Source organism: Agrobacterium sp. A3-95, assembly GCF_053521785.1.
On record NZ_JBNWDR010000002.1, the window covers coordinates 318893 to 342292 of the forward strand.

Consider the following 23400-nt stretch of genomic DNA (forward strand, 5'->3'; position numbering starts at 1 on the left):
TTCCTTTGTTCAATTGCGGGGCGGCCTTCGGGTCGCTCATTTTTTTTCGCCCTGTTGGACTGGAACCGTACTCAGTACTTTTCGGCTCTTCTCTTGCGGGCAGGCTTGCTGCCTGCCTCGGTATTCCCCGTGGGGAATTGGATGATTGCGCTTTCCCCGCCCGCCAGTCGGGCGAGGCCACGCGCAAAACTGTCTTCGAATTGATCGGGGCTGACCGTCTCGACCGGCGCATGTGCGAGGTTGCCGGTGACGAGGCGCGTGACGACGGACCGAACCGGTGTCTGCGGACGCTTCGCGGCCTCGGCCTTCCGGCCTTTCTCCATGATCTCGCCAAGCTGCATCGGTGAGAGCGCCGCATTGCTTTTGGCCACCGCCTGAAGGTTCTTGACGTGCGTCTTGCGCGCCTTCTCCTGACGACGGGCAGCGCCCGTATCGGCAAAGCCGGTTTTAGCCAGGCAGTCGGCATCACAAAGGAAGCGGCCTTCGGGGTCATAGACCTTGACAGGCTTATGCAGGTCGGCCGGGTCGAACCGAACCGTCAGCTTCTTGCCGATCCACTCATTAAGCACAGCATTCCAGTAGCGGTTGCCATGCATATGGATCGCGCCGTCCGGCTTGCGCGCCGTGATGGCAACGGCCGACAGCATCCAAAGCGAACGCTGTGCCATGCTGGCATAGCGAACAATGGTGGATGGTTCCGCGATCGACGCGTCGAACGTCTGCGCGAAACTGCGACCGTTGGCGGTTTCCGTGGTGCGGTTGAGCCGGTGATTATGCTCGTCAACGCAATGCGCGACATGGCGCTGGAGCGTTTCGAGCGGAATGGCGCTGTTGCCGTAGTTTTCTGGCTTCGCCTCTGGCTTGTTGCCGGTGTAGCAACCGGACATCGACGGGTGCTTGGAGATTTCCTCGGCAAGATCGCGCCAGGCGCGTTCGATCGGCTTCGACTGACCGGAGCGTGGCTTGACGAAATGCGGCTCGATGTCGAGGGTTTTCAGGAGGCCGGCAACGTCGTCCTCATTGACCTTGAAACGGTGGCGGGTTTTTGCCCCGCCCGAAATCATCTTGCCCGCAAACGCGCGGCCGTTGTCCATATAGATGTGATAGGGCAGCATGCCGTCATGGTTCTCGATCATAGAACCGATGCAGGTGCGGACGGCCTCCCAAGTCTCGGCCTCGGCCAGCGTCCACGAAAGCACCTTGCGGGAATAGATGTCCTGAATACCGATGAGTATGATGCGCACCGGCGTTTGAGACCACGGAACCCGAACAAACAGATCGAGCTGGTGACCGTCGGTGTTGACGATCTCCATGGCATGCAGGTGCGCCACGGTGCGCTTTTGTGCCGGGAAAAGCTGTTTCGCCTTGTCCTTGCCTTCGCGGGCAATGATCTGGGCGGCCTTCGGCACTTCCGCGTCGAGGCGGCGGCGCAAGGAACGCTCCGAAGGGATCGGTGACAGGTTCTGGTCACGGGCGACCATCATCATGCGACGGTAGCAGGCGCTAAAGGATGGACGTTCCGGCCGCAGGAAGTCGGATTTCAGGATTTTCCATGCTTCCGGGTGGCAAGGGGTGACATCGGCGGCTTCACCGTTGGCGCTGCCCGTAAACGCTGGGGCGAGGGCGGCAAGCCAGTCCTGGCGGGAATGGCCTTCGACCATCTTGCGCCACTCGTAGTAAGTTGCCGGCACGATATCGGCCTTGCGGGTAACGTGGGCGACGGCATGTTTCATGCTGATGCCCGAGGCCCGCAGTTCCTCAACTTCCGTCAGGACGGCGAAGCGGGTCTTGCAGATGGCTTTATGGGCATCTGAAAGGGCCTCAAAACGGTCCCAAAGCATCTTTGAGAGCTTCGTTGGGCGCGGATCGGTCGGCTCCGCATTGAGGAAAGCAAGCTTCGCCTGCGCTACCGGAGGCAGGAAGGAATAATGGTACTCAAACCCGCCGCCCTGACCGGCCTTCGTACGGGCTTTCGCGGTGGATCGCACGCCAGAGCGAGCGATAAACAACTCAAGCCCTTGGCGCGTGCTCGGAACGCCCGGCAAAGCTGCCTGGGCCAGTTCGGCGGATGTGAACCATTCTTTCTTCATTTGCGCACCCGACGAATGTGCACCGGCGTCGCCTGAAGAACTTTCAGTTCCTGGGCGAGCTTCTTTTGCTCTTGGCGAATGCGTGACATTTCCGCGAGGCGGGCTTCGTCACCTTCAAGCAGCAACAGGCCGTCATCGGAAACGACGACATCCCAGAGCCAGAAGGCGTTTGTCGCGCGGACAAAGGCCTTGAAGCGCGGCATGCTGATGTCGTGGGCCGTCTTGCTTTCAGCGGTGTAGCTGTCGAGAGCGGACTTCGAGACCTTGTCGAGGCCGAGGTAATAGGCCATGCGTGCCGCGATGGTGTCGCGGTCATACTGGCATTCGCGGATGGCACGCGCCATTTCGCGTTTAAGGGTCGAACGGAAGCGGTCGATATCGAGACGTTCCGATGCAGAGCGCACCGGGAAAACTGTCTCTTTGAAAAAGTCCATCTGGTTGGGATCGCGTTTCGTGCTCATGCTGCCTCCTCGCGGATCGCAGCCATGAGGGCATCCGGCGTGTTCGACATGCCGATGTGCTCAAGGAAGCTTTCGCGGGTTTCGTCGCTCGCCTCGTCCCAGGCGGCGATCAGTTTCGTGAGGATGATGGATTGAGAAGGGGCGGGTGGCGTGGCCACCAAAGCCGGGGGCTTGGTGAAAGCCAGTACCTTTTTCACATCCGGGGTATGCTTCAACGCGGCGGCTACAGCGATCTGGTCTTCACGAGGAAGCTTGGCCAAGGTCAAAAGCTGCGACTGATCGTTCTCAGCCGTAGTACCGCGCACCGCGTGCCTCAAAACCGGATCAAGCTTAGTCCCAATACTGACAGCCCGCTTGTAGGTGTCGTGGCTAATCCCGAGGCGTTCTTGCACTTTCTCGGATAGAGCGCGCCCCTTTGCGAACAGCAAAGGCGCATCGTGCGCCTTTGACTGGTCGCCTCCACGAGTAATTTTTCCGTGCTTTTCTTCCCACAGCTCGCGGTACTTCATGACGAAGATGGCGCGATCGAGCGGGTTCAACTCGTTTCGATAGAGGTTCTCGGAGATTTCAAGCAGCTGCGCTTCAACGGCATCGGCCTTAACGACAATGGCGTCGATCTCCGTCCATCCAAGCAAGGTCGCTGCGGTGGTGCGATAGCCGCCCGCAATGAGAGTAAAGGGCGTGCCCTTCCTCGCAGGCGTCTTGCGGATCATGATCGGGCTGATCTGCCCGTGTTCTGACATCGAAGCGGCAATCGCCTCGACGTAATCCATGTCGATCGGGCGCAGGCGCTCGCCGATATGGATACTGGTTACGGCAACGCGAATGAACTCAGCCATATGCTGCGTCCTGTCCGGCTGCTTCGTGCAGCATGGTCATGAAGTTGTCTTTTGCCCGCGCGGCAATCCGCTCGTAAGCCTTGTCAAATACCGGTTCGAAGCGTCTCGCCTCGACGATGCGGACAGCCTGCATCACGGTCCATCGGGCGACGCCGAGCAACACGACCAGGCGTCGGCGTGGCACGTTGAAATCGACATGAAGCACATAGATCGCCAGCTGGCGGGCAAGCTTGGCGTCGAACATTTCGGCTGGCGGGTTGATGATGTGACGAAGGGGAAGGTGATTGAAGTGAGAGCGGGTGGCGCGGTAGCTGGACGCCACCATCGCCTGCAGGCGCTCTTCATCGGAATAAGGATTGACCATCGAAAACCTCGGGTTCGTCGCGCGGCGACGGCATTGCGGCAGATCGATGCCGGGGCGGTGGGGACCGGGATTTGGGCCGCCCCGGCATCTGGCGTCGCTCCCAGGGGGTAGTAGAGCGACGGTTCGGGAAATCAGCGAGACTTGAGGCCACCAGCGCGGGCGAGGATGCGGCAAAGCTCCGGCTGCATGTCCATCGTGAGGCAACCCACAAGCTTGTCGTCGATGTCGTCGGCACCCTCGCCAAGGAGGAGATCGACCAGCTTGTTTCCGGTGGTCATGTGAACATCGGCGTCCATGACAGTGGCACCCGCCTCGGCCGTCAAAAGGTCGGTCAAAGCCTGCTGCAAGATCGTGTCGTCGAGTGTGATGGATGCAGGGGAATAGCCTGCTGCAAGCTTGGCCTCGTTAAGCGCGTGGGCCGCCAGTACGATGGTGCGGGCATGACGCAAACGTTCGGTGTCCGCAGCTTCCAGACCGACGACGCAGGCGATGGAGTGCGGCTGCTTAATCCCGCGTTCCTCTTTTCCCTTCGGAGTGTGCTGATAGGGCGATACCGAAGCGGCACTGAAAAGAAGCACATCAGAAGGGTGCGGCCGATCGATCAGGCCGTTTTTGACGCGTTCGTGCCAGTGGGCGAAGTCGTCGAACGTTGGCCCTTCGAGATTGCGCTTTTTCACGGCGTTGCCGAAGAAATAATATGCTTCACGAACTGACTGTCCGCGCTCGACGATGTTGTCGAAAGTGGTGATGACCAAGTCCATAATGCGTGGCGGGACACGGTCAAAGAAAGGCACGGCGACGTAGTTGCGGACTGCTGCGCTCATAGAGCTGCTCCATAGTGTTTGAGGACGGTGAAAAGGACGGCCGAAACGCCTGCGAACGCAGGACTAAAAATCAGCAGGGTTTCGGCCCACCGGCACACGCGAGAGCGGGCCGGAATGAAAATCGGGGTGTCGAAATTGGCATGCGGTTTCGTCATTGTGGGGTGACTGCTGATCGGCGATGGTCGGTGTGTGGAGCGGTCGAGAGATTGGGACTGACAGCCGGGGCGAATGAACGCCTTGCACTCGTGCGGTAGGCTAGAGCAGCAATTCGGAACCGCTTCACGCTTCATGCTGCGGCCTGATCCGCTTCGACGGCGCGACGGCCGTTCCGGTAGTTTTCCGATGGCTGCGGGCTAAGCCTGCGACCATCGGCCAAGTAGCGGGAGAACCAGAGAAGGTGCGGCCGGGTATCAAGGGCCGCTGCAATAGCGCGTTCGCCAGCCACATGAGGCTCGTAAACGGCGTTACCGGCCGTGCCGGTCGGCAGGCAATATTTCTTGTCGATCTCGGCAAGCGTAATTTTGGCAATGATGAGCATGCCCTTAATCCGGGCAATTTCTTCCAGCCGCCTGCGTTCGGCAAGGGTAACCTTGCCGTTGTCAGAGACACGGTGCATAAAGGATTCCTTCCAGAAGGGAGGCCCTGACCGGCCTCCTTTTTTGGGGTTATTAATTCTGCGAACACAGAAAGGATTAATGCAAATACCGGGTATTGTAAACCTGTATTTTGCATTATTGCGACGGATTTGGCGCGACCTGAAACATTCAAGACCCCGCTAGCTCTGCGACTGCGGGAAATTCGTAAATCTCTTGGTGATCCACCAAGGGACCTCTTCGCGAAAACGCTCGACATTTCCGAGAAGACGCTCGGTAACTACGAGCGCGGAGACAATGAACCGGACGCCTCCGTTTTGCTTGCGTATAAGCAGGTTTACGGCGTTGATGTTGCGTGGCTGCTGACGGGAGAAGGACCTATGTTCAGCGAGTCTGCCATGCCGGTCGCTGGAGCCGATCTTGTTCAAATCCCTCTATTCGATGTTCAGGCCGCAGCCGGTTCGGGTTTGATAGCGAAAGAGGACGGCTTCCACACGTCCGTTGCCTTCAGTCGCGCGTTTCTTAGGAGTATCGGGGCAAAACCCGAAAGTTGCATTATGCTGGAAGCTAAAGGCGAAAGCATGCTGCCGACCATTCCTGACGGCGCGTTCATGATCGTCGATCAAAGCAAGACCAACATCGTCGATGATCAGGTTTTCGTGTTCCGGGTTGGCCCCGGCATCAAGGTGAAGCGCGCAAACTGGCGCATGGATGGTTCGCTCGAATTGCGCTCCGATAACGAGCAGAACGGTTACCCGAAGGAAGTCATCGGAGAGGACGTCGCTGATGATCTATCCGTAATCGGCCAAGTGCTCTCTCTCCTTCGTCGAGCATAAATGCAAATTCAATGAGAGGTGGCATTGACTCATTTTGCAATGAGAACAAAATAGGAACGTAGTAACGCCAAATGTGAGGTAGAGGGTATGGCGCCAGCTGATAAGTTCGTTGTTGTTCCATTCGCGGAGCGGAGACCTGAGATGGTGAATGTTGATTGGAAGCTTGCGCCGAAAAATGCCCGCTGGTGGGCCGTCGATGCCAATGGCGAAGCGCACTGGTTTTGTGAACCGGATATCGCAGCGTTTACGGACTTCTGGTTTTCAGAGTCGATCAGTGCACCTTCGTTCAGCTTCGACGGCGATTGGAGAACGAGCCTAACAGAGCGCCCGTCACGGTTTGGCCTGGTCAGGTAACGCAAAAAGCCGCGTTGCATCTTCACGCAACGCGGCTTTTCCTAATTGTCTTTGATTTCATTGCAAAAAATCGGATTTTCTCGAACCTGCAAGGCAGTTGCATGTTCAATTTGGCTTCTGGCCGGTCATTCGTGCCTGTTTGAGAGATACCCGCGTCAGGCTGCCGATTTCTTAAAGGCCGGTTTTCTGGGGTTTAAGGGGTCTTAAAAGACAGATAGGGTGGTTTTTGAAGAGTTGTTGAGGGCAGTTCGGATTTTCGCCGGTTCTGCCATGACGGATCGCAGATCGCGCCGCCAGTCTGTCAAACTCGATTTTGATTGCTGCTCGCCTGCACGCTTGAAAGCCCCTGATTTATAAGGCTTTCTCGCCAATTCCCACATATTCCCGGATGTTCCCAGAGATTCCAGTAAGTGGTGACAAAGTACACTGGACGTGCGTTGAGAATTTGCGGCATTCCTCGCACTGCCTGTGGCTGGCCGGACGCCAAAAAAAGGGAAACCCGCTTGCCGTATCGAAACAGCCAGCGGGTCTCAACCTTTACCCCCTCCCACAAGGGCGAGCGAACAAAAGCACATCAAATGAATTATGACAAGATCAAGGCGACCATATTGTTGCGGTAGAAGACTCTGTTTGCCAGTTTAGCGGCGGATGGCAGAGAGTAACCACTTCCGTATGCCGCTCGTAAGGGGAGCGGTAAGACACGATATTCTCGTTGCAGCGTAAGGGTGCGCCGGCAGCATACACATTTGCAACGGCACGTGGGTGATGGTGCACTTTGTATTTCGGGGCCGTTTCCCTTCCGTAAGTGATCATGTCGGCAGCGAAAGAAGCGGCCGGGATGGACAGGACGGCAAATACGGCAACCACACAAGTTCGTCTGAGATTTATGGACATGAGCTATCCCCTCGTGTTGACCAACGCAGGAAAACGCGATGCGCCCGGGAGCTGTTCCCTGTGCCAAATGGTATTTTCACGGGGTGACAAAAAAATGCCCGCTCGCGGCGGGCAATTCAGAGGGGAACTGAGGTTAGGAGCCTCGCGTCAAGAACGGATATCCTCGCCATAAGTTCCGCCTGATTACACGTCGCCCGATAAAAATCATGCACGCCAAGCCGACAGACCGGGAGCGGCGTCTTCATAAGCAATCGAAATAACGCAAATAACTGTGTTCTGGGAAATTTGGAGCGGGCGAAGGGATTTGAACCCTCGACCCCAACCTTGGCAAGGTTGTGCTCTACCCCTGAGCTACACCCGCTCAAATCCATCGGTCCGGGGTAGTACGCTGAACCGTGGGCCACCGCAATGCGGCGACGGGCGCTATATCGCTCAATCGATTTTGGAATGCAACAGGGAAATGACAAAAACGCGAAAATTTCTTTGAGAAATGCGACAAGCGGCGGAAATGATTGGGAATTTTCGCGCCGTCGCTTTTTCACGCGTTGCCAAGCCGCGGTTGCCCCCTTAATCATGACGGAGAGGATATCGGAATCGGCAAAGGCAGGCGGCAGGATATGGCGGAAAATTCTCCGAAGACGGCAGCGGACTTGTTCGCGTTTCTGGACGGGCTCGGCATCGAGCATAAGACAAAACAGCATGAGCCGGTCTACACCGTTGCTGAATCCCAGTCGTTGCGTGATCTAATCCCGGGCGGCCACACGAAGAACCTTTTTGTGAAGGACAAGAAGGATCAATATTTCGTTCTGACCGTTGAGGAGAACGCGGTCGTCGATCTGAAAAGCGTTCACAAGACGATTGGCGCGGCAAGCCGCGTATCCTTCGGCAGGCCGGAAAAAATGCTTGAATATCTGGGTGTCGTGCCGGGATCTGTCACGGTTTTCGGCGCCATCAACGACACGGGTGGGCAGGTCACCTTCGTACTCGACAGCGATCTTCTGGAAAACGAGCTTATCAACGGTCACCCGCTTTCCAACGACCAGACGACGACGATAGGAAACAAAGACCTCATTCGCTTCCTGGAGGCGACCGGCCACACGCCGCTTGTCTTGAAAGTCAGCGAGTGAGATACGATCTTTGCTTCAACCAAGACAATACGACAGAGATTACGGGAGACCGGCATGAGCGGCACGAACAATCCTTACGGCAGTTCCTATGGCGGGCAGATGTCCGGCAACGCGCAATATAGCGGGGAGCTGAACGGCGCGTCTTCCGGTCACATCAAGGACACCACAACGGCGGCCTTCTCCAAGGATGTTCTCGAGGAATCGCGCCACCAGCCGGTTCTGGTGGATTTCTGGGCACCGTGGTGCGGCCCATGCAAGCAGCTGACGCCGGTTCTCGAAAAGGCAGTAAACGAGGCGAATGGCCGCGTGAAGCTTGTGAAACTGAATATCGACGATCACCCGTCTATTCCAGGACAACTCGGCATCCAGTCCATTCCCGCCATCGTTGCTTTCCTGGATGGCAGGCCGGTGGATGGCTTCATGGGCGCGGTACCGGAAAGCCAGATCAAGCAGTTCATCGACAAGATCGCCGGACCTGATGCGGGTGATCCGAAGGCTGAGATCGAAGCGGTTCTGGCAGAGGCAAAGCAGCTTCTGGCGGATGGCGATCATAATGGCGCGGCACAATTGTTCGGCGCGGTTATGCAGGCCGATCCCGAAAACGCCGCCGCAATCGCTGGTATTGCCGAATGCATGATTGCCGTTGGACAATATGAACGGGCAAGCGAACTCCTCTCGTCCCTGCCGGCGGAAGTGGCCGCAGATGCTGGCATTCAGCTCGTTTCGAAAAAGATCGCGCAATATGAAGAAGCCCGCAAGATTGGCGACCCGGTGGCGCTGGAACGTGATCTCGCGCTCGATCCCGATAATTACGAGGCGCGTGTGAAGCTTGCCAAGGTCCTCAATGCTCAAGGGCGGCGGGATGAGGCAGCGGATCATCTGCTCTATGTCATGCGCAAGGACAGAACCTTTGATGATGACGGCGCGCGCCGCCAGCTTCTGGAGTTTTTCGAGGCCTGGGGCTTCAAGGATCCGGCAAGTGTGGCCGGGCGCCGGAAGCTTTCGTCGATCTTGTTTTCGTAATGCGGGCATATCCCGGCCATGGCGGTTGATCCGCCGGCCGGGCAGCGGTGAACAGGGGGCTTGATCCCATGCATGTCGGAAATGCGAGATATGTGAAGAACAACGATTTGCCGGAAACTGTGCCGGTATTTCCATTGTCGGGCGCGTTGCTTTTGCCGGAAGGCCACCTGCCGCTCAATGTCTTCGAGCCTAGATACCTCGCCATGATCGATATGGCACTGGCCGGCCACCGGGTCATTGGCATGGTGCAGCCGGCCCTTCACGTCATTGAGGGGGGGCATGATGGTGGTGCTTTGAGCGCTGTCGGATGTCTTGGTCGCATCACTTCCTTTTCGGAAACCGGGGATGGGCGTTATGTCATTTCGCTCACTGGCATCTGCCGCTTCCGCCTGCTGGAAGAGGTGGATGTGGGCAAACCCTATCGCAGTTTCCGGCACGCGCCCTTCATCGCCGATCTTTCCGGCGAGTATGATGAGGACGCTGTGGACCGCGAAAATCTGCTGCGGGTATTCCGTGCGTTTCTGGATGCGAACCAGCTGGAAGCCGATTGGGAAAGCGTGGAGCGCGCAGGCAATCGTGTCCTCGTCAATTCGCTTTCCATGATGTCTCCCTTTGGTCCCGCCGAAAAGCAGGCGCTGCTGGAAGCGCCTGACCTGAGGACGCGGGCCGAAACATTGATCGCCATCACAGAGATCGTTCTTGCCCAGGGCTCGGGCGAGGCCGGTACTGTGCTGCAGTAGGATCGCCGCCATGGACGACAGGATGAGCAATGCCGATCCCAAGCTGCTCGAGCTGCTGGTCTGCCCCTTGACGAAGGGACGTCTTTCCTACGATCGCGCCCGCAACGAGCTTGTGTCCGAAAGCGCAGGGCTCGCCTACCCGATCCGCGACGGGGTGCCGATCATGCTGATTTCCGAAGCGCGCAAATTAGAAGACTAGCGTTAGCCCTGCCTGCCGCTCTCTCCACAGTGTCACGTCGCAAATTGACGATGATGCGTTGACAACCGTGCGTGGATTTGACCAGAGTCCCGCCCGACATGTCTGTTGCGGGGAGAAAACTGATGTCGTTGCGCGCGCTCGTCCGGATCTCGTTGATTGCGGTCTCAACCGCCATTACTTTTATTCCAGCTGTGGCGGCGGAACCTTCCCGCAAGGTGGTTACCACCAAAAATGGCGATTATTTCGGGTTCGATCTCAGAACCGAGCAGAATGTCTCGCTTGAGCAGTGCGGCGAGATTTGCGTCGGCGATACCGCCTGCAAGGCGTTCACCTACAATCCCAAGGTGCAATGGTGTTTCCTTAAATCGGATTTCAATCAGCTCAATGCCTTCCCCGGTGCCGTCGCCGGCAAGATCGTGCAGGTTGTCGCTGAAGCCGATATCGGTGCACCGCAGCGTCTTTCTTTCGTGACTGATAGCCTGCAGCAGGAAGCGCGCCGGCTGAAATCGGGCCTTGCGGCAAGCGCGGAGCAGGAGAGCCAGGGACTGGAGAACCTGCTGCAAACGGCAAGGCAGCAGGCGGCAGCCGACGCGATCGAAACCTACAAGGCGGCTCTTGCGATTTCGCCCGATGACGGTGCTCTCTGGGCCGAATTTTCGCAAAGGGCGGCGCAGGTTACCGACAATTACGCGATTGCGGGCCAGGCCGCTTCCGCTGCCATCAATGCCTATCAGTTGAGCCGCACGGTCAGTGCCCGCACCGAGGCGTTGAACCGGCTGGCCCAGGCTTTCGAAAAGACCCAGAATTATCGCGCGGCGCTTAATGCCTATAAGGAGAGCCTCACACTTTCCGATAATGCGCAGACGAAGGCGGCCTATGCCGATCTGCGCACGCGCCAGGGATTCCGCGTCATCAACAATACGATTGATACGGATAGTGTCAGCCCGCGCGCATGCGTGCAGTTTTCCGAACCGCTGGTGAAGAACGGTGTCGATTATTCCTCTTTCGTCACATTGGATGGTGCTGCACCCAAGGCGATCGAGTCGAAGGGCAGTGAGATTTGCGTCGAGGGGCTGACCCATGGTCAGCGTTACAAGATTGCGTTCCGCGCCGGCCTGCCGTCCTCGGTGGAAGAACCGCTGGAAAAGCAGGTCGATCTCGATATCTACGTGCGTGACCGTGCAGCGAGTGTCCGCTTCACCGGCGAGAACTTCGTGCTGCCGGGCACGGCGCGGCGCGGCGTTCCCATCGTTTCGGTCAATGCCGAAAAGGCCGATCTGAAGCTTTACCGTGTTGGCGACCGTAACATCACGTCGGTCTTGGCAAACTCGCAGTTTTTGACGCAGATGGACGGTTACAACGCCGACCGTATTGAAAACGAGATCGGCGAGCTGGTCTGGCAGGGTTCGATAGACATTCAGCCGGATCTCAACAAGGACGTAGTGACGAGCTTCCCGGTGGACGAAGCCTTGCCAGAGCGGAAGCCCGGCATCTATGTGCTGACCGCCGTACCGCCCGGCACCGCACCGGAGACATGGGATTCGCGCGCCACACAGTGGTTCCTCGTTTCCGATACGGGCATCACCACCTATGCCGGCACCGATGGCCTGAACGTATTCGTGCGCTCACTCGGCAGCGCCGCACCGCTTGGCGGGGTGGATTTGCAATTGCTCGCCAAGAACAACGAAGTGCTCGGCACGGCAAAGACGGATGCAGACGGCAGGGCAGTATTTTCGGCAGGCCTGATGCGTGGCACAGCGGCGCAGGCGCCCGCCATCCTCACAGCGCGCAACGGCGACAAGGACTACGTCTTTCTGGACATGACGCGCGCCGGTTTCGATCTTTCCGACCGTGGCGTGACTGGCCGCGCGGCCCCCGGCGCCATCGACGTGTTCAGCTGGACAGAGCGCGGCATCTACCGCGCCGGCGAGACCGTGCACGCGGCAGCGCTGGCCCGTGATGTTGACGGCAAGGCGATCGAGGATCTGCCGCTGACCTTTATCTTCTCGCGTCCTGATGGCGTCGAGGACCGGCGTTTCGTGAGTGACGGCAAGGCGCTCGGCGGCCATGCGGTCGATCTGCCCTTGCAGGCGAATGCCATGCGCGGCACCTGGACGCTGCGCATTCATACCGATCCGAAAACGGCTGCGATCAGCGAAAAGAGCTTTCTGGTCGATGATTTCGTGCCTGATCGCACCGAATTTGATCTTTCCAGCAAGGTGAAACAGATCGAGCCGGGTGCGGAAACGGCAATCGACGTCGATGGCCGTTATCTCTACGGCGCGCCCGCAGCCGGCCTGACGCTGGAAGGCGAGGTCGCCGTCAAGCCGACCCGCACGAGTACCGACTTCGAGGGTTATTTCTTCGGTCTGGCCGATGAGGAAAGCGAAGAGGAAAATCGCACCGCGCTTGCCGATCTGCCGGCGCTGGACGAAGAAGGCAAGGCAAGCTTCAATGTCGATCTGACGGATTTGCCTTCCACCACGCAGCTGCTTTCCGCCAACATCACTGTTCGGATGCGCGAGGCCGGTGGCCGCGCCGTCGAACGATCTCTGACGCTGCCGGTGAAGGCGCAAGCACCTGTCATCGGCATCAAACCGCAGTTTTCGGGTGATCTCGCCCAGAATTCCGTTGGCCGTTTCCACATTATCGGCGTGACAGCTGATGGCGCGAAACAGGCGATGAGTGGCCTTAACTGGAAGCTCATCAAGGTAGAGCGAAATTATCAATGGTATCGTCAGGGTAACTCCTGGCGGTACGAACCGGTGGAATATACCAAACAGACCGAAACCGGCACGGTTTCCGTCGATGCCAATGGCGGTGAGATTTCCGTGCCTGTCACCTGGGGCCGCTACAGGCTGGAAGTGGAAGGTGCCGGCAATGGCGCACCGGTTTCGAGCGTCGAATTTGATGCTGGTTTCTACGTCGAGGCAAGCTCGACAGAAACGCCGGATGCGCTGGAAATCGCGCTGGACAAACAAAACTACAAGATCGGCGATACCGCAAAACTCAAGGTATCGTCGCGTTTTGCCGGTCAGCTGATGGTCACGTCAGGTTCGGAAAAGCTGATTTCCGTGCAGAATGCTGAGATCGGTGAGGATGGCGGCGAGATCGACATTCCTGTTACCGAGGAATGGGGCGCGGGGGCGTATGTGACGGCCACGCTGTTCCGTCCGGGCGATGCGCAGGAAAGCCGCATGCCGATGCGCGCCATAGGCATCAAGTGGCTTGCCGTCGATCCCGCCGAGCGCAAGCTTGCGGTAACGCTAGGCGCGCCGCAGAAGACGCTGCCGCGTCAGCCGCTCGAAATTCCGATCAGTGTCGCCGGCGCGGGCGTGGGCGAAAAGGCCTATGTCATCGTCGCGGCTGTGGATGTCGGCATATTGAACCTCACCCGCTATGAACCGCCGAAGCCGGATGAATGGTATTTCGGTCAGCGACGGCTGGGGCTGGAAATCCGCGACCTCTATGGCCGCCTGATCGACGGCTCGCTTGGCGCCACCGGTCGCCTGAGAACGGGCGGTGATGGCGGGGGCGCAGCACTGCAGGGCAGCCCGCCCACCGAAAAGCTCGTGGCCTTCTTCTCGGGACCTGTCGAACTTGACGCAGACGGCAAGGCGACGGTGAGCTTCGATATTCCTCAGTTCAACGGCACGGCCCGCATCATGGCTGTCGCCTGGACGAAGACGGGCGTGGGACATGCGGTCTCCGACGCCGTCATTCGAGACCCCGTGGTGGTGACTGCCAGTGCACCGAAATTCCTCGCGCCCGGAGATGTCTCGCAATTGCGGCTCGATATCGCCAATACCGATGGCGAGGCCGGCGACTACCGGCTGGATGTGACCAGCAACACGGCGCTTACAGTCGATCAGGGTGAGATGTCGCAGACCCTGGCACTGCAAAAGGGCGGGAAGTCGTCGCTGACCGTGCCGTTGACAGGCGAACAGCCGGGCAATGGCGCAATCACCATCAAGGTCTCCAATGCCGCCGGTCTTTCGCTGGAGCAGGTATTGAATGTTCCCGTGCGTCCAGCCGTTCTGCCGGTCACGACGCGGCGTGAAATCAAGATCGCGCCCAATAGCAGCCTGACGATAAATGGCGACCTTCTGGCCGATAGCATGCTTCTCGGTTCGTCCGTCGCCGTCAACGTCACACGCTCGCCAGCCTTCGATATTCCGGCGCTGGTGATGATGCTCGACAAATATCCTTACGGCTGCGCCGAGCAGACGACGAGCCGCGCTTTGCCGCTGCTTTATCTCTCGGAAATGACCAAGGATAGCGGCATTGCCGAGGACCCGGATACCCGCCGCCGCGTGCAGGAGGCGATCTACCGGGTGCTGTCCTTCCAGTCGAGTTCCGGCAGTTTCGGCCTCTGGTCTCCCGGTTACGGAGATCTGTGGCTGGATGCCTATATCAGCGACTTCCTGACCCGTGCGCGCGAGCAGGGTTACGATGTTCCCGAACAGGCGATGGTGCAGGCTTTGAGCAACCTGCAAAACGGTCTTTCCTACGATAGCAACGTCAAGGATCGCGGCAACGAGATCGCCTATTCGCTTTACGTTCTGGCGCGCAACCGCAAGGCGGCGATCAACGATCTCAGATATTATGCGGATACGGCGCTTGCCGATTTCCCCACACCGCTTGCCAAGGCGCAGGTTGCCGCGGCCCTTTCGCTTTATGGAGATCAGGCACGCGCGAAGACTGTGTTCGGTGCCTCGCTCGATATGGCGAGCCGTGCCACCAAGGTTAGCTTCGCAAGGGCGGATTACGGTTCCGCCCTGCGTGATGGCGCAGCGACGCTGGCGCTTGCGGCGGAAAGCCGTCCGGTTCCTGCCGTCGTGCCGCAACTTGCAGGTGCCGTGGCGAAGGAATGGGAAAAGAAACCCTATACCAGCACCCAGGAACAGGCATGGATGCTGCTTGCCGCCCGCGCCGTCAAAGGTGAGGACAAGGATATCCGTCTTGATGTGAACGGCGATTTGCAGACCGGCGGGTTCGGCAAACGGATGACCGGCGACGAATTGCTGGCGGCACCCTTGAAGATCGCCAACGCGTCGGCTGATCCGGTCACGGCGGTGGTCACCACGGTCGCGCCCCCGGCACAACCGCTTGCCGCCGGTGGCGAGGGGTTCACCATTACCCGTACCTATTATTCCATGGATGGCGAGGAGGTGAACGCGAGCGAGGTGGTGCAGAACGAGCGTTACGTGGCGGTGCTGAATGTCACTCCTAAAAATGACTGGCAAGCACGCATTCTCGTGACTGACCTTCTGCCTTCCGGTTTCGAGATCGACAATCCGAGCCTCGTCAATTCTGCCGCCCTTTCGAATTTCGACTGGTTGCCGGAAACCGAAGCTGCGCATACCGAATTCCGCTACGACCGGTTCGTTGCGGCCTTCGACCGCACGGCTGGCGACAGTTCGGAAATCACGCTGGCCTATGTGGTCCGGGCCGTCACCCCGGGCACTTATGATCATCCGGCGGCCTCGGTCGAGGATATGTACCGGCCGCAATTTTCCGCCCGCACGGCAACGGGCCGCATGGAGGTGCGTTCGGCAACCCCATGAGGCGAAAAAAGGCGATCATCGTCGGCATCGTGTCGGCCGCTCTGCTTGTAGGCGGTGCGGCCTTCGGTCTCGATGCGCTGGACAACGCCTATCCGCCACCGCTGGAGGCTGCGCAGCAGCGGTCCTTCGAGGTGCTGGATAGAGACGGGCGGTTGCTGCGCGCATTTGCGACACCTGATGGCCGCTGGCGGCTGAAAACCAGCGCTGCAGAAGTCGATCCGCAGTTCCTGCGCATGCTGATCGCTTATGAGGACCAGCGTTTTTACGACCATCACGGCATTGACCCTTGGGCGCTGCTGCGCTCCGCCTGGCAATTGGCAAGCAACGGCCGGATCGTCTCCGGCGCCTCGACGCTTTCCATGCAGGTGGCGCGGCTGATCGAACCGCGCACCGACCGGTCGTTTTCGGCGAAATTTCTGCAGGGATTGCGAGCGCTCCAGATCGAAAGACGGCTCGACAAGGCGGAAATCCTCGATCTTTATCTGAATATCGCGCCTTATGGCGGCAATCTTGAGGGTGTTCGTGCCGCAAGCCTCGCCTGGTTTGGCAAGGAGCCCGCCCGGCTCGACACGGCAGAGGCGGCTCTTCTGGTGGCGCTGCCGCAATTGCCGGAGAAACGCCGACCGGACCGCTTTCCGGATGCGGCAAGGCAGGCGCGGGAGAGGGTTTTGCAGCGCCTTGCCGTAGAACGCGTGGTGGGTGAAGGGGAAGCAGAGCGGGCGACCCTTGCAGCCGTTCCCGCCAACCGGCGTGATCTGCCGGCCTATGCACCGCATATGGCGGCTGCCGCACGCGTGAAGTTTGCCAATGCCACCGAGGCGCACTCGACGCTCAGATTGCCGATCCAGCGGGAACTGGAAGCCGTTGCCCGCCATGCAGCGGAAAAACTGACAGAAAAGGTCTCCGTCGCCATCGTCATGGCCGACGCGCAGACCGGTGATATTCTGGCTGAAGTTGGTTCCGCGGATTATCTCGATACTGCAAGGCGCGGTTTCGTGGAGATGAGCCGCGCCGTGCGCTCGCCGGGCTCCACCCTCAAGCCGTTCATCTATGGCCTTGCCTTTGAAAATGGTCTCATCGGGCAGGAAACCATCATCGAGGATCGCCCGGCGGATTTTTCCGGTTACCGCCCGCGTAATTTCGATATGCATTATCAGGGTGATGTCAGCATCAGGCAGGCACTGCAACTGTCGCTCAATGTGCCCGCCGTAAAGCTTCTGGATGCTGTCAGTCCGTCTGCGCTGATGGTGCGTTTCCGCCGCGTGGGCGTGAAGCTCGTGCTTCCCACCACCGAGGCGCCGGGGCTTGCCATTGCGCTAGGAGGTGCTGGTATTTCGCTGGTTGATCTGGTGCAGCTTTATGCGGGCCTTGCCGGCGGCGGCGACCCTGTGCGGCTGGGGGACGGTGTGCGCTCCGCGCCGCAACGGCTTGCCGGAGATCGGCTGTTTGCCGACGCTGCGATCTGGAACGTCTCCGACATTCTGTCCGGTGTGCTGCCGCCACTCGGCATGAAGCAGCGCGGCATCGCCTATAAGACCGGCACTAGCTACGGTTACCGTGATGCCTGGTCGGTAGGTTATGACGGGCGGCATGTCATCGGCGTGTGGGTCGGTCGTGCCGATAACGGCGCCGTCCCGGGCATTGCCGGTTATGCGACGGCAGCCCCGATCCTCTTCGAGGCTTTCGAGAAATCCGGCATAGCTATCACGCCAATGCCTGCTGCACCTTCTGGCGTCGCGCGGGTGGCCGTGAGCGACCTTCCCGCCAACCAGCGGCGTTTCACATTGACCGCAAGCGGCCTGCTTTCGGCCTCAAGGCGCGAAAGCGCGCCGCGCATCGTCTATCCACCGGAAGGGGCTAGGGTGGAGCTCTCCAGCCATTCAGGCATTTCGCCGCTAGTGCTGAAGCTGCAAGGCGGCCGCGCGCCCTTCCGCTGGCTCGCCAACGGCAGGCCGCTCCCGGATGCTTCGCTCCGCCGCAACAGCGAATGGCGACCGGAAGGGCAGGGGTTTTCAACGCTGACCGTGATCGACGCCGATGGCCGCGCTTCGAGCGTGCGCGTTTTCATCGAGTGAATTTTTGAGGTCTTCGCTGAGGCCGTTATCGACGTTACCTTCCCAGTCAGTAGGGGTGGTGAAGCTGATATTATCGTCCGTCTGATCGGCGCGGAAGCGCGCTCCATACGACCTCAAATGGTTCACCTTAACGGCATCATTTCATTGCGATTATCGTTCACGACCGGCTTCATCAAGCGATTGAGCAATGGGTGAAAGCAAATATTGGATGATTTTTCGTTGACCAGTCTTGATTTCTGCTTGCACAGACAATCCAAGCCCTAACTTGTGTTCCTTGTTTTGCACTTTAATCGTTGTCGAAAGCAAGTGAATCCGTGCGGCGTAGACAAGCCCTGGTTGGGCCGGACGCGCTGTATCGCTAAGTTCAGGTTTACGGTATTCCGACAGATCAATTGCGTCCCGACTGATGCTTTCGACAACGCCAGGCACCAGGCCGTAGTCTGTAAAAGGGAAAGCCTCCAACTTGACCCGCACTTCCTGACCTTCGCGAACCTTTGAGTTACATCGTAAGCCAACGGCGAAGGCCAAGTTGTGGGTGGCGTTATACCTCGGAAGTCCTGATGCAAACATTATCGATAGTTCTATGATGAAGCGTCCAATTCAGGTGATCAAGTCTAGACGGCGATTGCGGTTCCGATAACAGCCACTGCGACCAGAGCCGCGGGCTGCCGCATCTTTGCTTTCTCACCGTTTTGGGGCATTGATAGAACCGCACGCCCCATCGGCTGAGCTTTTTTTGCTAGGTTCCGCTGAAACACTGGATCTGCTTCTGTTCTCATCTGCTGCCAAATACATCGGTGCCCTTCATGGCGGGCGACATCGGAGATGAGGAACAGATTTGGGGTGGGCCTGCTCATTGGGAATTAGCTATTACTTATAACAAAAAATGAGCCTCTGATCTGTGACGTTAGGGGGGCCTATTGGGAATACGTAAAATAAGTCGCGCTAGGTTATATGTTGCCGGCACCACGCATGGACTAACGCGGAGTGTTGGCCGACTTTTATAGAGTGGGCCTTTTCTCCTTCCGTCTCGGCAATTGCGAAGCCTACAGGATGTCTAGTTAATATAATTTCAGTCGGCGCCTTTCCGTTTACGAGCTTAAATGCCGTCCACAGAAACGTCGCGTGAATCACTATCGATACGCTCCTGAAGTGAGAGCACAACAGCTTGCAGGAATTCTCGGCGTCGAGGATCGGCAGTCGCACCCAACGTCATCTTCAATCGGCCGCGAATCCTGTTCATAAACCCTACGTGATCGAAGCTGTCAGCAGCAATGTTCACCTCAACTTCGTCCATGTAGTGCGAGAGGTAAGGTTTCAGCTCGAGGTTGGCGTCCATTTGATAACGAGTGGCCATCTGCTCTCCGAGCGTAGTCATCTGTACGTACGGGCCATATTCGTCTATCATTAAATTTCCTTCCTGTGCGTTGGCACCTTAGATAGGAACCCTTTTCGACAAGCGCGAGATGTATTTAATCCCATCGCGAAAACGTGAGCCGCTTGTTAAGCCGAAGTGAAAATGCTTCTCAGCTTTGTATATCGCCTTCGGTGAGTACGCCGGAGATTCTAAGCGCTTGACTTATTTCGTTCCACTGCATGATTGCCTGCTGGGCAAAAATCGTCGGCGTTGCCGCTGAATTACATTCGTAAGATTGGACACCAGTCGTCTTGTGTTTTTCGGTGTAGGCGAACGTTGCCCGGAGTACACCTAAAACATGGGTTCAAAGGGGTTTTCTTTGCTGCTTCCGAAGATTTCCCCGCGTCGATAGCGCCAAGTATGAGAAATAGCACACCAATGATAAGTAAAGCCCCGAGCCCAATCCATCCCACGCCCCAAGTTTATTTATATCAGAACTGAAGAATGCCTGGGACAATAGGACAGCGCAAGAAACGAAGCGGCAAATCCTCACCGAGAATGAGAGGATGATGAAGCTGTGTGGGGTGAAGCCATGACCGGCCCCGAGATAATGGCTGTCAGCGGGTTCTTCGTGCTGCTGTTCGGTTGCCTCTTCGGCCTCTGGCAGTACGTCGACGCGAAGATCAGCGCCGCAAAGATGGAGGCGTCTGGCGCCGCAACTGCGGCTCCGGCAATGGCGCCCCTTGCGAGGGAAGAGCTCGCGGCTCACCGCCTGCATGTGGCGGAAACCTGCGTCCGAAAGTCCGGCCTTCGCGAACAGACTGAGCAGATTATGGGCGCTATCGGCGCCGTGAAGGATACCGTCGACAAGATGACGTTGCGCGTGGATCGCATCGTTGAAAACAATCAAAGCCGCGCGCGACGCGGGGCTCTTGAGTTAACCCGCCTGCCGATAGGTGGGCGGGTTTTATTTGCTAGTGAGGGTAGTGCCCCCAGACAGCGCCAAGTCGACGGTTCGCCCTTCGATCTGCAGCACCTGGCGGCGTGCTTTTAGTTGCCCTACTGGACGTCTTTCCCCGTCCTGTAAATGACCTGCCCGTTGACGACGGCTCGCTCGTACCCTCTCCCACCGCCTTGATCGATCCATTCCCTGCTGTTTCCGGAAGGATCTCTTTGCGGTTCCCTCTCTGGTCGAACATAATCATGGCGGTCACGGTCACGACGCACATAGTCGCGACGATTGTAATTGCGCCGGTCATAGTCGCGGTAGTATCGTTCACGCTCATTGGAACGATACTGAACGCTCGACGCGTAGTAACCGCCCGATCGATATCCGCTGTCATCCACGCATCCAGAGAGGATACCGACGGACAACATACCAATTGCTACGCTTAATAGTCTCATGATTTCGACTCCCGATGAGTGATTTAACGTCGACAAAGCGTCGCAGTTCCATGGACAATGACGCTTGCGATCTTAACCAGGGGTGAATGCTCAATTGTGGCTTGCGACGGTCGAGGACATTTCCAGTGAGCAAGACGATTGTAGGATGAGTTGCCTCGGTAGCGATGGTGGCAATATTTGGTAACGGGGATTCGCCATAACGGCCAATGCCTCGGCCTCGCGCTTCTGTCGAGTGATGCGAGTTATCATCTGGGCGGCTCCTTGTGAGGGTAATGCTCCCAGCAGTGCCAGGATGACTTCTCAGCTTTGCTCCGGTTGTAACTAAAGCCACCCCATTTACGGCAACCCGAATGCTCGCACCTGATTTTCATGAACGCCGTCACCGGCCTTACTGTGCTGGTCCGCTCATTGGTCTGTCTCCAGCTGCCACAGTCGCCAGCCTCCAGCTGGTGGAGCAGACTTTAACTTGGTGGCGCGCTGCGTGTGATAAAATCCCCTTCTGATGGGGGAGGCCGCCGCGCTGGACGCATGTGAACGCCTCGTTGTCATTACCTTTAGATATCTACTCGCTACTTTTTGATGTTTTTGCCCTCAATAAGATGATAATTCCACGTACAACTTTTCGCCTCGAGGTGGCTCGAGACGCTAATAAAGCTCCTTAAAGCCTCCACGAACGAGATATCTAACTTGAGCAGGTATGCAGCGGAAAGGATCTGGGCTCTATTTGCAGTGCAAAGTGGTTCCTTCGTTGCCAGATTGATCATTTTAAATGCAATCTGTTTTCCTCTTGCCGCCGATTGGTATGTATAAAAAGGTGAGGGATCCGGGTCGGGTTGCGTAATGAAATCAACGGCCCTCGCAGGACGTTAGGTGAGGGCGCACAACTGTCGGCCCGGACCCTTATTTGTTTTTATTTTCAATGCGTTATGATCTAAAATCTGCAAGATTTTGGTGTCCACGAGAGGATTCGAACCTCCGACCCCAGGATTCATACCACTTCGGCTTTAGCCGCCGCCCATCTCCATTGGATAGGACGTTCGTGGTCTGGACTGTCCCTTCACCATGAGCCTTTCGGCTTTTAGGTGCTGCCCATCCAGTCTCTACACCTTCACCGGATTTCTCCGGAGCTTGGCTCGGGATTGGCATGCTGGAAGACCAGCGAAGCTTTCCCCGACTTTGAGCAGATCGATTGCGTCGTTTCCGGGCGCAACCCCCAATTTGTCTTAGGAATCCTGTGCTCTATCCTGCTGAGCTACGTGGACACTGAATTGCTCTTTAACCTGCCGTAGCCGGCGGATCAACCGCGTTCTTTATCGCGGTCGATCCGTTCCTCTGCTTTCTTTGCGTCCCGGCAGTCAGTTCGTCAGGCGTTGCTCGGCAAGTTTCACCCAATAGGAAATGCCGTAGGCGATGGCGTCGTCGTTGAAATCGTATCCAGGGTTGTGAAGGCCGGCCGAATCGCCGTTGCCGATGAAGATGAAGGCACCCGGCCTTTCCTTCAACATGAAGGAAAAATCCTCGCCCGCCATGGAAGGGTCGACATCGGGGTCGACGTTCTTTTCACCAGCCACATCGCGGGCGACGCGGATGGCGTGGTCGGTCTCGTCCGCATGGTTGAAGGTCACCGGGCAATAACGCTCATAGACGACCTCGGCTTCCGCTCCATTTGCTAGCGCTATGCCTTCCGCCATCTGCTTTATGCGATCCTGCGCGAGATCACGCACCGTCTCGTCCAGACTACGCACCGTGCCGGCAATCAACGCGTCGTTGGGAATGATGTTGTGGCTCGAGCCGGCATGAAAGCGGGTGACGGACACGACCACGGATCGGATCGGATCTGCATTGCGCGAGGCGATCATCTGCAGATTGCCGACGATCTGTGCACCGATGGTGATCGGGTCGATCGTGCGGTGCGGCTGGGCCGCATGGCCGCCACGACCTTTGACAGTGATCGAGAACTTGTCCGGTGCCGCCATGATACCGCCCTTGCGGATGGCGAACGAGCCGAACGGAATACCCGGCATATTGTGCATGCCGTAGACCTCATCGATGCCGAACCGCTCCATCAGGCCGTCCTCGACCATGGCGAGCGCACCCGCACCGCCTTCTTCGGCGGGCTGGAAGATAACCGCGATGGACCCGGCGAAATTGCGGGTTTCCGCGAGATATTTGGCGGCGCCGAGCAGCATGGCGGTGTGGCCGTCGTGGCCGCAGGCATGCATGGCGCCTGCGGTTTTGGAAGCCCAGGGTTTGCCGGTTTCCTCAAGGATGGGAAGAGCATCCATATCCGCCCTAAAGCCGATGGTGCGATTGCCCGGAATATTGCCTCTGATGATGCCGACCACGCCCGTGCGGCCAAGACCGGTCACGATTTCGTCTACGCCGAAAGATTTCAGCTTGTCCGCAACGAAAGCTGCGGTGTTGTCGACATCATACAAAATCTCGGGATTTTCATGCAGGTGACGCCGCCATTCGCTGACTTCCTGCTGAAGTTCGGCGGCTCTGTTCAAAATCGGCATTCGTTCATTCCTGGGTTCATCGGTGCGGCATGGCGTAAAAGCCTATCCTCCGCGGTGGATAGTGCGCCGCATAATTGACGTAATCAATGTACTTTGCCATTGCTAGGACATATATGGTGAATATTGCCATTCCC

18 protein-coding genes and 1 tRNA gene are annotated in these 23400 nt (G+C 57.9%); 9 read left to right on the forward strand and 10 right to left on the reverse strand.

Going from position 1 to position 23400, the window contains the following annotated elements; translation table 11 throughout:
• Positions 1-71: 71 nt before the first annotated feature.
• The 6 genes from ACQZ5Y_RS07045 to ACQZ5Y_RS07070 all read right to left on the reverse strand — a co-directional run bounded on the left by ACQZ5Y_RS07045 (position 72) and on the right by ACQZ5Y_RS07070 (position 5194).
• On the reverse strand, positions 72-2090 hold the full coding sequence (locus ACQZ5Y_RS07045; protein ID WP_174060067.1) for a transposase domain-containing protein: 2019 nt from the start codon (positions 2088-2090) through the stop codon (positions 72-74).
• Positions 2087-2551, reverse strand: coding sequence for a hypothetical protein (locus ACQZ5Y_RS07050; RefSeq protein WP_035222383.1), 465 nt, complete (start codon positions 2549-2551; stop codon positions 2087-2089). Before ACQZ5Y_RS07050 ends, ACQZ5Y_RS07045 begins: the two co-directional genes overlap by 4 nt.
• On the reverse strand, positions 2548-3390 hold the full coding sequence (locus ACQZ5Y_RS07055) for a ParB/RepB/Spo0J family partition protein (RefSeq protein ID WP_174060066.1): 843 nt from the start codon (positions 3388-3390) through the stop codon (positions 2548-2550). Before ACQZ5Y_RS07055 ends, ACQZ5Y_RS07050 begins: the two co-directional genes overlap by 4 nt.
• Positions 3383-3754 (reverse strand): hypothetical protein, encoded by a 372-nt coding sequence (locus ACQZ5Y_RS07060; RefSeq protein ID WP_112191594.1) that lies wholly within the window; start codon positions 3752-3754, stop codon positions 3383-3385. The genes ACQZ5Y_RS07055 and ACQZ5Y_RS07060 overlap by 8 nt, the downstream gene beginning before the upstream one ends.
• 131 nt (positions 3755-3885) lie before the next feature.
• The gene (locus ACQZ5Y_RS07065; RefSeq protein ID WP_174060065.1) at positions 3886-4578 is read right to left on the reverse strand and encodes a hypothetical protein; all 693 of its coding nucleotides are present in this window, start codon (positions 4576-4578) and stop codon (positions 3886-3888) included.
• A gap of 286 nt (positions 4579-4864) precedes the next feature.
• The gene (locus ACQZ5Y_RS07070) at positions 4865-5194 is read right to left on the reverse strand and encodes a helix-turn-helix domain-containing protein (protein ID WP_174060064.1); all 330 of its coding nucleotides are present in this window, start codon (positions 5192-5194) and stop codon (positions 4865-4867) included.
• Positions 5195-5323: 129 nt separating this feature from the next.
• Here ACQZ5Y_RS07070 and ACQZ5Y_RS07075 point away from each other — a divergent pair, with 129 nt between their 5' ends.
• Positions 5324-6007, forward strand: a complete 684-nt coding sequence (locus ACQZ5Y_RS07075) for an XRE family transcriptional regulator (RefSeq protein ID WP_112357453.1) — start codon at positions 5324-5326, stop codon at positions 6005-6007.
• A gap of 141 nt (positions 6008-6148) precedes the next feature.
• A complete protein-coding gene (locus ACQZ5Y_RS07080) occupies positions 6149-6361 on the forward strand; it encodes a hypothetical protein (protein WP_112357454.1) in 213 nt (70 codons plus the stop codon).
• 1180 nt (positions 6362-7541) lie between these two features.
• Here the strand turns inward: ACQZ5Y_RS07080 and ACQZ5Y_RS07085 are convergent.
• A tRNA-Gly gene (locus ACQZ5Y_RS07085) sits at positions 7542-7616 on the reverse strand.
• Between the two features lie 256 nt (positions 7617-7872).
• Here ACQZ5Y_RS07085 and ACQZ5Y_RS07090 point away from each other — a divergent pair.
• The 6 genes from ACQZ5Y_RS07090 to pbpC all read left to right on the forward strand — a co-directional run bounded on the left by ACQZ5Y_RS07090 (position 7873) and on the right by pbpC (position 17986).
• Positions 7873-8382: a prolyl-tRNA synthetase associated domain-containing protein gene (locus ACQZ5Y_RS07090; protein WP_013761810.1), complete on the forward strand. Its 510-nt coding sequence runs from the start codon at positions 7873-7875 to the stop codon at positions 8380-8382.
• Positions 8383-8436: 54 nt separating this feature from the next.
• On the forward strand, positions 8437-9405 hold the full coding sequence (trxA, locus tag ACQZ5Y_RS07095; RefSeq protein ID WP_013761809.1) for a thioredoxin: 969 nt from the start codon (positions 8437-8439) through the stop codon (positions 9403-9405).
• A gap of 68 nt (positions 9406-9473) precedes the next feature.
• Positions 9474-10145, forward strand: a complete 672-nt coding sequence (locus ACQZ5Y_RS07100) for an LON peptidase substrate-binding domain-containing protein (RefSeq protein ID WP_013761808.1) — start codon at positions 9474-9476, stop codon at positions 10143-10145.
• Positions 10146-10155: 10 nt separating this feature from the next.
• Positions 10156-10344 (forward strand): Trm112 family protein, encoded by a 189-nt coding sequence (locus ACQZ5Y_RS07105; protein ID WP_003511371.1) that lies wholly within the window; start codon positions 10156-10158, stop codon positions 10342-10344.
• Positions 10345-10466: 122 nt separating this feature from the next.
• Positions 10467-15911 (forward strand): alpha-2-macroglobulin family protein, encoded by a 5445-nt coding sequence (locus ACQZ5Y_RS07110; protein WP_174060063.1) that lies wholly within the window; start codon positions 10467-10469, stop codon positions 15909-15911.
• Positions 15908-17986, forward strand: a complete 2079-nt coding sequence (gene pbpC / locus ACQZ5Y_RS07115) for a penicillin-binding protein 1C (protein WP_174060062.1) — start codon at positions 15908-15910, stop codon at positions 17984-17986. The genes ACQZ5Y_RS07110 and pbpC overlap by 4 nt, the downstream gene beginning before the upstream one ends.
• Positions 17987-18136: 150 nt before the next feature.
• Here the strand turns inward: pbpC and ACQZ5Y_RS07120 are convergent, their stop codons facing one another.
• Together ACQZ5Y_RS07120 and ACQZ5Y_RS07125 are read right to left on the reverse strand one after the other, a co-directional pair.
• Positions 18137-18556: a putative HlyD family type I secretion protein gene (locus tag ACQZ5Y_RS07120; protein WP_174027277.1), complete on the reverse strand. Its 420-nt coding sequence runs from the start codon at positions 18554-18556 to the stop codon at positions 18137-18139.
• A 529-nt stretch (positions 18557-19085) separates the two neighbouring features.
• Complete coding sequence (locus ACQZ5Y_RS07125; protein ID WP_065659681.1) at positions 19086-19394, reverse strand: hypothetical protein; 309 nt, start codon at positions 19392-19394, stop codon at positions 19086-19088.
• A gap of 541 nt (positions 19395-19935) precedes the next feature.
• On the opposite strand from ACQZ5Y_RS07125, the gene ACQZ5Y_RS07130 reads away from it, so the two are divergent.
• Positions 19936-20397 (forward strand): hypothetical protein, encoded by a 462-nt coding sequence (locus ACQZ5Y_RS07130; RefSeq protein WP_419462489.1) that lies wholly within the window; start codon positions 19936-19938, stop codon positions 20395-20397.
• A gap of 1705 nt (positions 20398-22102) precedes the next feature.
• On the opposite strand, the gene ACQZ5Y_RS07135 is transcribed toward ACQZ5Y_RS07130, so the two are convergent.
• The gene (locus ACQZ5Y_RS07135; protein ID WP_174060061.1) at positions 22103-23266 is read right to left on the reverse strand and encodes a M20 aminoacylase family protein; all 1164 of its coding nucleotides are present in this window, start codon (positions 23264-23266) and stop codon (positions 22103-22105) included.
• Positions 23267-23400: the final 134 nt, after the last annotated feature.

What these genes read in the sequence shown, in the direction of transcription:
- ACQZ5Y_RS07045 (WP_174060067.1), bottom strand. Translation starts at nt 2,090, where the DNA reads ATGAAGAAAGAATGGTTCACATCCGCCGAACTGGCCCAGGCAGCTTTG.
- ACQZ5Y_RS07050 (WP_035222383.1), bottom strand. Translation starts at nt 2,551, where the DNA reads ATGAGCACGAAACGCGATCCCAACCAGATGGACTTTTTCAAAGAGACA.
- ACQZ5Y_RS07055 (WP_174060066.1), bottom strand. Translation starts at nt 3,390, where the DNA reads ATGGCTGAGTTCATTCGCGTTGCCGTAACCAGTATCCATATCGGCGAG.
- ACQZ5Y_RS07060 (WP_112191594.1), bottom strand. Translation starts at nt 3,754, where the DNA reads ATGGTCAATCCTTATTCCGATGAAGAGCGCCTGCAGGCGATGGTGGCG.
- ACQZ5Y_RS07065 (WP_174060065.1), bottom strand. Translation starts at nt 4,578, where the DNA reads ATGAGCGCAGCAGTCCGCAACTACGTCGCCGTGCCTTTCTTTGACCGT.
- ACQZ5Y_RS07070 (WP_174060064.1), bottom strand. Translation starts at nt 5,194, where the DNA reads ATGCACCGTGTCTCTGACAACGGCAAGGTTACCCTTGCCGAACGCAGG.
- ACQZ5Y_RS07080 (WP_112357454.1), top strand. Translation starts at nt 6,149, where the DNA reads ATGGTGAATGTTGATTGGAAGCTTGCGCCGAAAAATGCCCGCTGGTGG.
- ACQZ5Y_RS07090 (WP_013761810.1), top strand. Translation starts at nt 7,873, where the DNA reads ATGGCGGAAAATTCTCCGAAGACGGCAGCGGACTTGTTCGCGTTTCTG.
- trxA (WP_013761809.1), top strand. Translation starts at nt 8,437, where the DNA reads ATGAGCGGCACGAACAATCCTTACGGCAGTTCCTATGGCGGGCAGATG.
- ACQZ5Y_RS07100 (WP_013761808.1), top strand. Translation starts at nt 9,474, where the DNA reads ATGCATGTCGGAAATGCGAGATATGTGAAGAACAACGATTTGCCGGAA.
- ACQZ5Y_RS07105 (WP_003511371.1), top strand. Translation starts at nt 10,156, where the DNA reads ATGGACGACAGGATGAGCAATGCCGATCCCAAGCTGCTCGAGCTGCTG.
- ACQZ5Y_RS07110 (WP_174060063.1), top strand. Translation starts at nt 10,467, where the DNA reads ATGTCGTTGCGCGCGCTCGTCCGGATCTCGTTGATTGCGGTCTCAACC.
- pbpC (WP_174060062.1), top strand. Translation starts at nt 15,908, where the DNA reads ATGAGGCGAAAAAAGGCGATCATCGTCGGCATCGTGTCGGCCGCTCTG.
- ACQZ5Y_RS07120 (WP_174027277.1), bottom strand. Translation starts at nt 18,556, where the DNA reads ATGTTTGCATCAGGACTTCCGAGGTATAACGCCACCCACAACTTGGCC.
- ACQZ5Y_RS07125 (WP_065659681.1), bottom strand. Translation starts at nt 19,394, where the DNA reads ATGATAGACGAATATGGCCCGTACGTACAGATGACTACGCTCGGAGAG.
- ACQZ5Y_RS07130 (WP_419462489.1), top strand. Translation starts at nt 19,936, where the DNA reads ATGACCGGCCCCGAGATAATGGCTGTCAGCGGGTTCTTCGTGCTGCTG.
- ACQZ5Y_RS07135 (WP_174060061.1), bottom strand. Translation starts at nt 23,266, where the DNA reads ATGCCGATTTTGAACAGAGCCGCCGAACTTCAGCAGGAAGTCAGCGAA.